At 59.1% G+C, this 12,070-nt stretch carries 13 protein-coding genes; 10 read left to right on the top strand and 3 right to left on the bottom strand.

All coding sequences use genetic code 11. The features are described 5' to 3' along the window. Nucleotides 1–8 precede the first annotated feature (8 nt). The 6 genes from OF122_RS12960 (at nt 9) to OF122_RS12935 (ending at nt 5,962) form a co-directional block, all read left to right on the top strand. Entirely contained in the window at nt 9–1,472 is a 1,464-nt protein-coding gene (locus OF122_RS12960) for a hypothetical protein (RefSeq protein ID WP_264224632.1), read from the top strand. After that, entirely contained in the window at nt 1,469–1,834 is a 366-nt protein-coding gene (locus tag OF122_RS12955; RefSeq protein ID WP_264224631.1) for a hypothetical protein, read from the top strand. Before OF122_RS12960 ends, OF122_RS12955 begins: the two co-directional genes overlap by 4 nt. Beyond that, entirely contained in the window at nt 1,835–2,257 is a 423-nt protein-coding gene (locus OF122_RS12950) for a hypothetical protein (protein WP_264224630.1), read from the top strand. Further along, nucleotides 2,257–3,114, top strand: a complete 858-nt coding sequence (locus OF122_RS12945) for an FUSC family protein (RefSeq protein WP_264224629.1) — start codon at nt 2,257–2,259, stop codon at nt 3,112–3,114. The genes OF122_RS12950 and OF122_RS12945 overlap by 1 nt, the downstream gene beginning before the upstream one ends. Nucleotides 3,115–3,278: 164 nt before the next feature. Continuing rightward, nucleotides 3,279–4,334, top strand: coding sequence for a hypothetical protein (locus tag OF122_RS12940; RefSeq protein ID WP_264224628.1), 1,056 nt, complete (start codon nt 3,279–3,281; stop codon nt 4,332–4,334). Next, complete coding sequence (locus OF122_RS12935; RefSeq protein WP_264224627.1) at nt 4,334–5,962, top strand: hypothetical protein; 1,629 nt, start codon at nt 4,334–4,336, stop codon at nt 5,960–5,962. Before OF122_RS12940 ends, OF122_RS12935 begins: the two co-directional genes overlap by 1 nt. Here OF122_RS12935 and OF122_RS12930 read toward each other — a convergent pair. Together OF122_RS12930 and OF122_RS12925 are read right to left on the bottom strand one after the other, a co-directional pair. Further along, the gene (locus OF122_RS12930; protein WP_264224626.1) at nt 5,943–6,167 is read right to left on the bottom strand and encodes a hypothetical protein; all 225 of its coding nucleotides are present in this window, start codon (nt 6,165–6,167) and stop codon (nt 5,943–5,945) included. The two genes, OF122_RS12935 and OF122_RS12930, sit on opposite strands and share 20 nt — an antisense overlap. Further along, a complete protein-coding gene (locus OF122_RS12925; protein WP_264224625.1) occupies nt 6,164–6,490 on the bottom strand; it encodes a hypothetical protein in 327 nt (108 codons plus the stop codon). The genes OF122_RS12930 and OF122_RS12925 overlap by 4 nt, the downstream gene beginning before the upstream one ends. 85 nt (nt 6,491–6,575) lie before the next feature. On the opposite strand from OF122_RS12925, the gene OF122_RS12920 reads away from it, so the two are divergent. From OF122_RS12920 to OF122_RS12910, 3 genes are read left to right on the top strand one after another with little or no spacing between them, the layout of a single operon-like run. After that, nucleotides 6,576–8,309 (top strand): cell wall hydrolase, encoded by a 1,734-nt coding sequence (locus tag OF122_RS12920; RefSeq protein WP_264224624.1) that lies wholly within the window; start codon nt 6,576–6,578, stop codon nt 8,307–8,309. A 6-nt stretch (nt 8,310–8,315) separates the two neighbouring features. Next, entirely contained in the window at nt 8,316–9,671 is a 1,356-nt protein-coding gene (locus OF122_RS12915; protein ID WP_264224623.1) for a hypothetical protein, read from the top strand. Between the two features lie 2 nt (nt 9,672–9,673). Then, the gene (locus OF122_RS12910) at nt 9,674–10,024 is read left to right on the top strand and encodes a tail fiber assembly protein (protein WP_264224622.1); all 351 of its coding nucleotides are present in this window, start codon (nt 9,674–9,676) and stop codon (nt 10,022–10,024) included. Nucleotides 10,025–10,072: 48 nt separating this feature from the next. On the opposite strand, the gene OF122_RS12905 is transcribed toward OF122_RS12910, so the two are convergent. Continuing rightward, entirely contained in the window at nt 10,073–11,299 is a 1,227-nt protein-coding gene (locus tag OF122_RS12905) for an O-antigen polymerase (protein ID WP_264224621.1), read from the bottom strand. A 110-nt stretch (nt 11,300–11,409) separates the two neighbouring features. Between OF122_RS12905 and OF122_RS12900 the strand changes: the two genes are divergently transcribed. Then, complete coding sequence (locus OF122_RS12900) at nt 11,410–12,069, top strand: glycoside hydrolase family 108 protein (protein ID WP_264224620.1); 660 nt, start codon at nt 11,410–11,412, stop codon at nt 12,067–12,069. The last annotated feature ends 1 nt before the right edge of the window (nt 12,070 follow it).

The raw sequence follows: 12,070 nt of genomic DNA, 5'->3' as shown, positions 1-12,070 counted from the left end.
GCAGATAGATGCAGTTCCCCTTCGGCCCCCTTGCTCCTGACGCCAAGGAAACAGCGCCCGGCGTTGTGATGACGGCGCAGAACGTCTTGCCTCTGATCGAGGGCTATGGGCCAATGCAAAGGCTCGTTGCCGCCGCGAGCGCTGCCGCACTGCCAGCAAACCCGCGAGGTTTAATCTCGCTTGTGCAGCGCAATGGCGCCTATCAGGTGTTTGGCTTCACCGAAACAACCATCCAGGAGATGCAGGCCGATTACACTTGGGTTGAAACTGCATCGGGGTTGAGTTGCACGGCTGGCGATGACTGGTCCGCCGTTCATTTCGGCGATCAGCTTCTGGCGACCAACACAACTGACGGACTGAAAGCTTACAACGTGGAGCTTGGTGGGTCGGTTTCTGCAATCGCTGATGCTGGCGCGCCGCGTTCAGTGTTTTCGTGTGCCAACGTTGTTGTTGGGCTGGATACGCTGGACAACTCCGGCACGCGCAATAACCGGCTGATCCGGACATCCGCCTTTGGCGACCACACTAACTGGAAGACAAAGGGCGCTGATTATCAGCCGCTTGATGATGGCCAAGAGTTGATTTGCGGCGTGAGCCTCAAGAACAACGCCGCAGTCGTGTTCCAGGCCGACGCCATGCGGTTAATGCAGTTCGGCAACGCCGGGGGCGGTGCAACATTTTCACTGCAAAGCATCGCGGACGGTCGCGGAGCGGTCGGTGAACGATCTGTCGTATCGTTCGATGGCGTTTGCTACTTCCTGGCCTCCAATGGGTTCTGGAAGTTCTCCATGAACGGGCTGGCACCTATCGGCTCTGGCAAGGTTGACCAGTGGTTCTTCGATAACGTGGAAATCTCGCGATTGAGCGAGGTGCAGGGGTCGGTTGATCCAAGCCGCAAGATGGTTTGGTGGCGGTTCCCGTCAACAACCATTGGTGAATCGGTCATCTTCGAGGACATGATTGGATATTCGTGGGAGTTCGACCGCTGGGTTACGGCCAAGGTCAACACGAGCTACCTAAGCCGCATCGCAACGCCGGGCTACACGCTCGATTCCATGGACGGCTTCGGCGCGCTCGATAGCATCGACATTCCGCTCGATAGCCGGTTCTGGGCTGGTGGCGCGCCGCTCTTTGCCGCGATCAATGCAGACCTGAAATTCGCGACGTTCTCGGCCGGGGCGCTGGCGCCGCTCATTCAGAGCAGGACGGCGAACAGTCCTGTTTCCGGGCTTCTCACTTCCTGCACGCCGCTGACAGACGCCGCCAATTGCACGGTGGCGCTCGGGGTGTCCGATAAACTGTCTGACGCGCTGACATGGAAAGCGGCATCTTCAGTCAAGCCATCGGGGCGTGTCCCGCTTAGGGGGCGTGGCAAAAACGTCGCGTTCCGCTGGGCCAACGCTCAAGACGAAGAATGGGAATACGTCAAAGGCATTGACCATATCGGTGCAAGCGCAGGGGGTGTGCGATGAGCTTTACGTTCCCCGTTGGCTCGGTCATCACGGCCAAGGTCAAACTAACCGGCAATACAGCAACCACATTGGTTGATGCCGACACCGGTCGCGTTACCATTCTGAGTATCGATGCCACAGAAACACAAGGCGGCACGCCCAACCTGACCATTGATGTCACGGACGGCACCACGACCTGGTTCAAGCGCAATGCCGCTGCCATGACGGCCAAAGGCAGCGTGACGTACGATGACGTGTTCATTCTTGACAATGGCGAGACACTGCGCGCAACCAGTTCTGACGCGTCGGGCGATATCGATATCTTCGTGACCTATGCAGCCCTTGGCATTGCCGGGCGCGGCGCGGGTAGCCTGGTAAGGTAGATGCAAGTCGAAATCATGGAGCCGGAAGCGGTTCGGGCCGATTGGGGCCGGATCGGGGTCCTGCTCGCTCCTGCCATCCGGCAACACCCCGGCGCAACGATTGCCGGGGTTCTCAAGGCCATTCTGGATGGCGAATTGCTTTGCCTCAAGGTTAGCGACGGGGCGGACGGGATCGTCTGCCTGTCTCGCTGCGATGGTGAAACCGGAACGGCTTTGTACGTCAATTACGTGGCTGGCTCGATCGAGGGCGGCCCAAAGGCCCGATACCGGGCAATCAGACAGTTTGCAGAGGCCATAGAGGCAGAAGCAAGGCGGCTGGGCTGCACGGAAGTGCAGGGCGGCGGCAGGGCGTGGAAAGCGCTCGGATGGGACGTTAGCGACCGTGAAGGCGGCGGCTATTCATTAAGGAAGGTTTTGACATAATGGGTGGTGGCAACAAAGGCTCGACCAGCGGGTCGCGAGGCGGCTATAGCTGGGACGGCGGCTCGGCAAGCAAGTTCGACGCCGAAGGCTTCAACAACATGCTTGGATCAGACATGGCCCGCGCCTACAAGCAGGGGCCAACGGCGACCTATGGCAAAAGCCTCTATACCGGCATGGGCTCTACCACCAATCAGGGCATGGGTGGGTTGCTCGATGCGGCTCGCCAGAACCAAGGCTTCATGGACGGCGGGATAGACTATGCTCAGGGCCTGATCGGTGCTGGGCCGTCGCTCACCGAAAACACGCTCATGGATGTCGCGCAAGGCAATCGGATGGGCGAGGCTGCGCCAGGGTTCGCCGCTATGCGAAGCAGGCTACAGGATGACGTGTTATCCGGTGTTGGGTCGCAGTTTACATCCTCTGGGCGTTTCGGTGGCGGCTCGCACATCAACACTGCCACAGATCGCCTGACGGACTCTCTTGGGGCGCTGGATTACCAGAACTATCAAAACGATATCGCTCGGCAGGAGCGTGCTCTTGGGGCCATTGAAGGCCAGAGGCAACAGGGCGTGGTAAATTCGATGGGAGCGGCAGCGGCGCTGCCCGGCATGTATCAGGCGTCACTCGCTCCAGCGCAGACCATCCTTGGCGTTGGTCAGGCGCAGGACGCCGATGCGCAAGCCAAACGCCTTGCCGATTACGAACTATTCCAGCGCACCAGCGATCCCGCCTATCAGCACCTTGCGAAATATCAGGGGCTGTTGGGCGCACAAGCCTCCGGACCACAGCCTGAACAGCAGCCCGGACTGTTCGATTGGCTCGGCCTCGGTATCGCCGGTGCCGGAACGTTCTTGTAAGGAGCGGATAAATGGTTACTCCCACTCCCTTGCAGCCTCGCAACGGCCTTCTCGACATGATGGGGCAGGGCGATTCCGGTTTCGCCGGATGGCTCAATCCGCGCCGCAATGCGATTATCAATTTCGGCACTGGCATGATCGGCCACGGCACTGCCAAGGAACGCATGGCGGGCGCGGCGCAGGGCTTGCAAACCGGACGCCAGCAGGACACGGCACAAGCCCTCCTGATGGAAGAACGGGCGCAGGCGCAGCAGCAGTTGCAGCAGCAGACTGCCGAGCGCAACCAGACGATGGAATGGCTCAAGGCAAATTACCCGCAATACGCCAATCTGCCTCCCGCGCAAGGCTTTCAGCTTGCCACGGCAGAAATGGGCCGGGCAAGTGGCGGCGGTTCTTCATCGTTTAGCCAAACGCCGGTTTTCATGACCGACCCAGACGGCAATCAGCACGCGGCCCAAATGTCGAGCGGCGGCGGAATTCTCGTTAATGGCGAGTTGCTGCCCGGCGTCCCCGAAGGATGGAAGGTCGTTGCGCGGCCTGACAATTTCTCCAGTGTAAATCTCGGCGGCGGTTACGGCACGTTTGACCCAAATGCCGGGCAGTTCTCTGGCCCGCAGGTTCCGATTTCTGGCGCTCCCTCGACAAACATGGACGTTCGACTTGCTCCGGGCGGCGCACGTGAAATGACTCCGGCGGCTGGCAGCCCGCAAGAGCTTGAGCAGCAGCAGGCCGCCGAACAGGCGCGCATGAAGGACTTCCTCAGCCAGACCTATTCCGACATCGTGATCGAGGACATCGACCGCGTTCTGGGGAATATTACCAGCAACCCGATGATGAACACCGGACCCGGCGCGGCGCTTACTCAGGGTATCCCAGGGTTCCCGGCGTTCAATACAAAGCAATTGACCGATACGATCCGCGCCAATGTCGGGTTTGATCGGTTGCAGCAGATGCGCGAGGCAAGCCCGACCGGCGGCGCGCTTGGCGCGGTGTCCGAGTTTGAAAACAGGTTGTTGCAAGCCACACTCGGCAACCTCGAACTGTCACAGGATTTGCCCCAACTCCAGCGTAATCTTGAGCGCCTGCGTGAAGTCTATATGCAGATCGTTCATTTCGGCGTTAGCCCGGATGACCCATTGGCCCGCGAGATCATGGGCGGTCAAGGCGGCGGCACGTCTTCCTCCGCATCCGGCGGCTACACAATCCTTGGGGTTGAATAATGCCCATTTATAAGATCGGCACGCCTGACGGGCGCACACTGCGCATTGAGGCGCCAAACGAGGCAGAGGCCTTGCGGGGTGCGCAGGAGTGGGGCGCGCAGCAGCAACAGGCTCCTGCTCAGCCATCGGCGCCCACGTCGCAAGTCGGCACGCCCAGCGCACCAACAATCAATGTTGGTGGTCGCCAAATTCCTGTGTCGGAATATTTTTCGATGTCAGTTGCTGAGCGCGATGCAATCAAGAACCAGATTGTCGATTCCGGCACGCACACGGTCGGCACCGATAGCAGCCCCCTCGATACGTTCGTGCAAGGCGCAACGTTTGGCTGGGGCGACGAGGCGCGTGGTCTTGTGCAGGGCGGCATAGCTGCCCTACAGGGTGCGGACTTTGGCGACACATACCGCCGCACGGTTGATGAAAGCCGGGCGCTGGTCGATCAGGAGCGCAGGCAGAACCCAGTTGGGGCGTTTGCCAGTGAGGTGGCCGGGGCCATTCCGACCGGCATAGCGGCCGGAGGACAGTTGGCCGGGCGCGGTGCGTCTTTGCTGCCCCGGATGGGCTGGGGGGCGGCAGTGGGATCGGGGCAGGGCGCGGTCTATGGCGCTGGTGCTGCCGATGAGGATAGTCGTGGTTCCGGCGCTCTTTTCGGGGGTGCCACGGGCGGGGCAGTCGGCGCGGCCATCCCAGCCATTGCGCAAGGCTTCCGTGGGCTGTTTCAGCGCACCGGTGCAGTCATGCCCGAGATTGATGATCTTTACCGCGCTCGTGACGCTGCATACAATCGCGTTGACCAATCAGGCTTTCGCTTCACGCCGCAGCAGGTCGATGACCTTTTCAACGACATTTACCGTCGCGTCGGTCAGGAAGGCATAGACGCCGCCCCGGATGGCGCACACAAGGCAGCGGTTCGCATGCTGGAGCGCCTGAATACCCGCCAGGGGCCAATGACGCTTACCCAGCTTGACCAGCTGCGCCAAGTCATCCGCCGCGATGTCATCGACTCCGGCACCAAGGCCGACGGGTATTTCGGGCGCATGATGATCGATGCCATTGATGATTTGATTGATTCATCCGGCGGGAGCGGGGTTATGGGACAGGCCCGGCAGGCGCACCAGATACTGCGCAAATCGGAATTGCTGGCCGACGCCCTCGACCGCGCCAACCTCAATGCGGCGTCTTCTGGATCGGGCGGCAATATCGACAATGCCATTCGCCAGTCGATCAAGCGCATTCTTCTCAACAAATCCCAGATCAGGGCTTTCACGGAAGCCGAACGCGCCGCCATGCGCAAGATTGTAGAGGGCAATGGCTCGATGCAGGGGTTTCTTCGGCTGGTTGGCAAATTGTCGCCCAGCGGGAACGGGCTCATGGCCGCTCTTGGCGTGGGCGCTACAGCCGCGAATCCATTGATGGCTATCCCGGTGGGTGCTGGCATGGTTGCCCGGAAACTGGCAGACAGGCCCACGATTGGCGGGGCTCAGGCATTGCAGCAGGCCGTACGGACAGGAACAGCTGGGGCGCCGCCTTTGCCGCTTCCGCCTCCGGGCCTCTTGCAGCGCGGCACGCTGCCCATGGCGCCGCTTCTCGGCGGGCGCGTTGGCGAAGCTGTCAGCGGCGGATCTTGGTAAGCAAGAATTTCGGGAAGCACGCCACGGCTGAACCGGCGACCATAGCCCCGCTCACGAACATCGCCCATGTGGCGGGGGCGAAGAAACCGGCGATAGCTGCCATTACCAACGCAAACGCAACAGAATATATGAACAACCACCGGCTCTCCGGTTTCATTTCATAGCTGCTGGAATGCTCGTGTGGCTCAAGGTCGATCTGTTTCATTGGCAGGTCGTGTTCGCCCTGCTGTAGATGTTTCGATCATATGGCGTGTAGCCGCCGCTATAAGTGGTGTTGGTGGAACACGTTACAGGGGTGGGAGGCGACATTCTCTGCATTGCTGAGCCGAGATTGTTCAGATTGGCCTTAAGTTGGGCGCGCTCATAGTCGGCTCTTTGTTGAGCGAGCGTGTCCATCTGCATCATGCATTGAGAAAACGCCGTGGTTCCCTCCTGAAACCCGTAGGATTCACAGCTTTGCGTGGCCTGCGCAATGCGCTGCTCGGGTGTCAATGATGAGCACCCGCACAAAGCAATAATAGCGGCCATTGCGGCCATCCGGTTCCATAGCATCCGCGCAGATTAGTCATTTTCCGCCCCGCCCGCAAGGTGGGGCTTTTCTATTGGGGAACCCATGGCCCTCACCAATGAGCAAAAGCGCATCCTAGCCCAGACTTTGCTAGGCGAAGCCGGAGGCGAAGGCCTCGAAGGCATGATTGCCGTTGCGCACTCGATCAACAACCGGGCACGGTCTGGCCGCTATCCCAGCGACCCCGTGTCCGTCGCCTTGCAGCCCCAGCAATATTCGGCGTGGAACAACGGAGAAGGCGGGAATAATCCTGGACGGTTCGGGCCGGGCGCGGCAGGCTACGAGCAAGCCATGCAAGCCGTTGAGGCTGTATTCGAGCAGGGCGTTCCTGACCCGACAGGTGGCGCAACCCATTACTGGTCACCGCGCGGCATGCCCGGCGGTCGTGATCCGTATTGGGCCGGGAGCGAGCAGGGACCGGCTGGCAGGCTCCAGATCGGCAATCACGTGTTTCTGCCCCAGCAGGCACCGCAATCGGCTCTGGCCGCTGCCAACGCGCTTGCCGGTGCTCCTCCTGTGCCGCCGGAGCGTCCGACCGCCTCGGCCTATGCCCCAACGTCAACGCCCGCGCCTCCGGTCATGCCGCCGCTGCCAATGCAAGACCCGCGCACGTCCGGCGTCAATTCGATGGTCGATTATATCCCGCCATCGATGCTGCCCCGGCTGAACGACGCGGACATAAACCAGCGTGCAATCGACACGTTCGGCCCCGACCCACAGGCCACAAGTCCCACCCAGCCATTCTGGAACGAATGGAAGAACTGGATGGAGCAAAGCAGCCCGTCGACGCCTTCGGCCCGTGGTGGGCGCAACGTGCCCGATTTGCCCAATATCCCCGGCACACCGGCTCAGCGTGGTTCGGTGCGCCCGACGCCGCAAATGCCCTATTCCGATGAGGTTCTTGGCAGCCTCAACAACAGGCTGACCTCTGGCGTGATGGACCCGGCGTCCGACATGACGCCGTTCAATGCCATCTTTGACCAATACCAGCCGCAGGAAACGGCCAGCGTTGCCCCGCCCATGCCGCGTTCTGATCCCAGGCGCTTGCAGGGCTACCCGCCGGTGCCGTTCCCGTGGCCCGATGACCTGCCAACACCTTCTGTTGCCGGCGTGCCATCCATTACCCCCGTTCCGTCCTCTACGGTAACGATAGCGGACCTTCCACCCCTTCCGGGCGGTACTCAGGTGGCGAGCGCTCCTGTGCCTCCCATGCGCCCCGCAGGGCTGTCCACGCCGCCCACAGCGCCCGTTCAGGTCGCAGACCTTCCGCAGGCACCGGTGCCACCTCAACGCCCGCCCATGGCGACCTATGCGGGCCAGACGACAGGCGGCAACCCGGTTGAAACGGCCGGCCAGTTCCTTGGCGACTTCCAGAACAATGGCGGACTGCTCGGAATGGGGCTCAATGCAATGCTGGGGCGCGGACTGTTCCCCGGCGATGAAGGGGTTATCCCGCAGTTCAAGCAGGGCGTTGCGGATCGAACGGCAGAGTTGAACGGAGATTTCCTCGGCGGCTTCTTCTCCCGCCGTGCCGGCCCTGCGCCGACCTTCTCAACGTCCCGGCCCGAAGGCCGATCGGTGAGCGCCACGCGCGTCGGGCCTTCTGGCTCAACCCAAGGCTACCTCACGGAATCGCAAAAGCCCCGCATGGGGTCGGGCAATTACAACGCATCGGTTCGAGACGCCAACATGGACGCCCTGCGCGGCGTCGAGGGCCGCACCATGCGCGAAAAGATCGAGAATTACCAGCGCTCCGGCGGCACTCTTTATAAGGCGTGACAGACCATGACCAAAGCCAATATTGCGCAGTGGGACACCACGGCGGCCAACAATCTTGACCTCAATGACATTTCCCTTGCGGAAAACGTGATGAAGCCGCCTGCGGTCAACAACGCGTTCCGTGAGGAGATGGCCCAGATCGCACAATGGACCAGCGAGGGCACGATCGCCAGCGCGGCTACGTGCGATATAGGGGCAGAGGCTGAAGAATTTCTCAATGTCACCGGCACGACGACTATTACCAGTTTCGGCACGGTGCGGGCAGGAACAAAGCGAACATTGCTCTTCGCCAGCGCTCTGACGATCACCCATAACGCCACAAGCCTTATTCTGGCATCGGGTGAAAACTTCGTTACGGCGGCTGGCGATATTTTGACCTTCATTTCCGAAGGCGGCGGGAACTGGCGCCAGATTGTGGACTCCAGCCGACTGGCAAAGGATGGCGCCAACATAGACTCAGTAACCGAGCGCGGGACGTTCCTGTCCAACGTAGGCGCTGGAATTCTTTCCGGGTTCCGCAACAAGATCATTAACGGCGATTTCGTCGTGGACGAAAACAACGATAGCACGTCGCTCCAGAGATACGTGACCGATCGCTGGTACCACGATTGGAACGGGACTGGGACTGCCCCGACTGTCTCGCGGCAGTTGCATACATCAGGACAAACAGACGTTCCCGGAAATCCGTTCTATTTCCTTCGGATGTCCCAAGGTTCTGCGCCATCCGGTCAAACCACGAACAAGCTGATTCAAAGGATTGAATACCCTGGCACACTCGCGGGCAAGACGGCAACTTTCACAATCTACCTTAAGTCAGGTTCTGCGCTCACCTTGCCAGGATTGCATGTAATCCAGAATTTTGGCGCGGGGAACGGCCTTGGTGTCAATCAAGTGGTGGCCAGCAGCCTGTCTCTGACAACGTCATGGCAGAAATTCACCTACACCGTCAACATTCCGAGCGCTACAGGAAAAACATTGGGGTCTGACGGGTTCCTTGAATATGGCATCGATCTTCCCCTGAACACCACATGGACGATTGATTTTTCTCGTGCGTCTCTGGTTGAAGGCGATGCAACAGGCGAGGATGACCCGTTCGCAGAAAGGCACATTCAGCAAGAACTGGCTCTTTGCCAGCGTTACTATTTCACGCTCGATGGGACCAAGTTCGGATCGAATTACAATACAGCATTTACCTATGCCATCGATTTCCCTGTGACGTTACGTGTTACCCCAACGATAACTAAGGTTTTCTCCAACGGAACCGTCAATCAAGAGCGAATTACCAGAACTAGCTACTCGGCATTCGTCACCGGTACGACATCAGGAACGATAAACAGTTTATCTGCCGACGCGGAGATATGAAAATGGAAATCCACAGTAGATTAGAAGATGGATCGTTTGATGTGTCTATAGAAGGGAGGCGGTCAATAGTTCCGGACGACCCAGGCAACCGTCATCGTCAATTGATTGCGGATTGGGAGGCGATGGGTAACACTATTCCGCATTATGAGGCGCCCAATATTGATCATCTCGCTCGGCTTCGGGAGGAGCGCGATCAGCGGTTGAGGGGCAGTGATTGGGTTATTCTGCGCAACTTGGAAACATTAGAGCCCGTGCCGCAAACATGGCTTGATTATCGGCAGGCACTGCGCGACTTGCCGGAAACCACGGACAACCCGGCCGACCCTGATTGGCCAGAATTGCCTACGCTGTAACTGCCGGCCTCTAGGCTCTCCCAATCACAGCCTATGATGGTGCGTGATTTAAGAGTTTCGTCCCCGTTGCAGCGCCGCTCGAAATTGGGCCGAAGTGGAGGCTGCGCCTATTACCCAGTGAATAAGGAATATGCCTAGCACCGCAACTACTGCGCCGGTTGTAAGTCGGGGCACAAAGAAGGCAAAGATTGAGCAGTAGCACATCATAACCGCCAGAAGGTGCCCCGAGAGCCTGCCGAATTTGACACCCCAATACGCCATGGCATCAAGCCCAAAGCTAAGGACAAGCGCCCCCACAAGAACGCCGATAAGCCCCATGTCGCGATACCAAGGCTCCAAGGCGGTTCCTACGTTTGTCGTCAATCGGATGCTGTAAAATTCAAGGATACGGCTCGGCGGCGCTTCCGTTCCGAAAATCACGGCCATGAACGTGTAAATTGGCCTCAACGTCCTTGCCAGAGAATAGTCGGGCGTCTCAACTATCAGAATGTGCGATAGGTAAGCCGGGCCGGATGTCAGATAACGCAAGAATGTTTCGACGGCTGGTGGGTAGCCTTGATTTATTCCGGCGGTCTTTCCGGTTGCCTCGCTCCAGAAAATGAAGAACCCTACAAGCCCAGCCATTAATGCCGCTGCCAAGGCCATAAGTTTGGTCAGGCTGAAACGATGTCGATTAAAAATCAGATAGGGCAGAACAAACAGCAGTATCACTGCAAAGGGCCTCATCTTGCTCATGAAGATAAGGTTCGCCGCGAGTTGCAGGAGCGTTAGCAGGATATGCGTTTTTGCGTTCTTGCGACTGACTGCCAAGCTGAGTCCGCTTAGAAAGACCGCAAGCCAACCGATATAGGACAATTGGACGCCGCGCGTCATCCCGGCCATGGGGGTTTGTCGGATATCCATTGGGCTGTTTACCAGCGCTGCCCAAAATGATCCCTCTAGATAACCCGACTGTTCAATGTCGTGGACGTAAAGCAGGCAAAAGCCGATACCGAGCAGATGAAGCGCAATCGCCCAACGCGTCGAAACTTTTATTTCCGCAGGCTCATACTGCTGATTGAAGTGGTCGCGGAACCTAGGGGAAAATACCGCTAGCGAGATGAGGTAGCAAAACGTCATCCATACCATGGCGCTGAGGCCATGCGCGGACGGTCGGTTCCAGCCAATATCGGTGAAGATGTACGCGCTGCAAGCTACTGTCCACGCCATTAATCCCCAAAATGAGGGCATACCGAGCAGCCAGTTCCCGGCCCGCGCTTTTTCATTTGCTGCCATGCCTCAGATATAGCGGCGAATTGCGCGCCTTTGCAACCTACCAGCCAATCTAGCCCACCCCAACGGTACGGGCGGCTACCTGACAACCATATCATCATAGGAGGCCGGTAATGGCCAAAACCAACTTCGCGTCCGCGTTGGCGGGTGTGCTTGTCCATGAGGGCGGCTTCGTCAATCATCCTGCCGATCCTGGCGGGGCGACGAACAAGGGCATTACTCTTGCCAACTTTCGCCGGTACGTGAAACGAGGTGGCACGGTTGCCGATCTCAAGTCTATCACTGACGCGCAGGTCGCGCAGGTTTACCGCAAGCACTATTGGGACCGCGTGAAGGGCGATGATCTCCCTTCCGGGATTGATTATGCCGTCTTTGATTTCGGCGTCAACTCTGGTCCTGACCGTGCGGTGAAATACCTGCAAGCCGTTCTTGGCGTCAAACAGGATGGCACTATCGGGCCGGTCACGCTTGCCGCTGCTCGCGCTGCGAATGCGGCCAACGTGGTCGATCGTCTGTGTGATGACCGCATGGCGTTCCTCAAGCGCCTCAAGCACTGGCCGACATTTGGCAAAGGCTGGACGCGTCGGGTTGATGACGTACGCGCTAAATCCCTCGCCATGGCCACAGCGCGTCCCGCACAGCCCGCTAACCCAAAACCTACGCCAACGCCCCCCATAAGCGAAGAAAAGCCGCCCAAGGGCATCGCTGGCGTTGTGGCGCTCATCATCGCGGCCATAGGGGCTGCAATCACGAAATTCATAGGGATTTGGTAAG

It is taken from the genome of Pelagibacterium flavum, assembly GCF_025854335.1.
Lineage (GTDB): Bacteria > Pseudomonadota > Alphaproteobacteria > Rhizobiales > Devosiaceae > Pelagibacterium > Pelagibacterium flavum.
The sequence above is the reverse complement of the archived record's forward strand: the minus strand, read 5'-3'. Positions and strand labels throughout refer to the sequence as shown.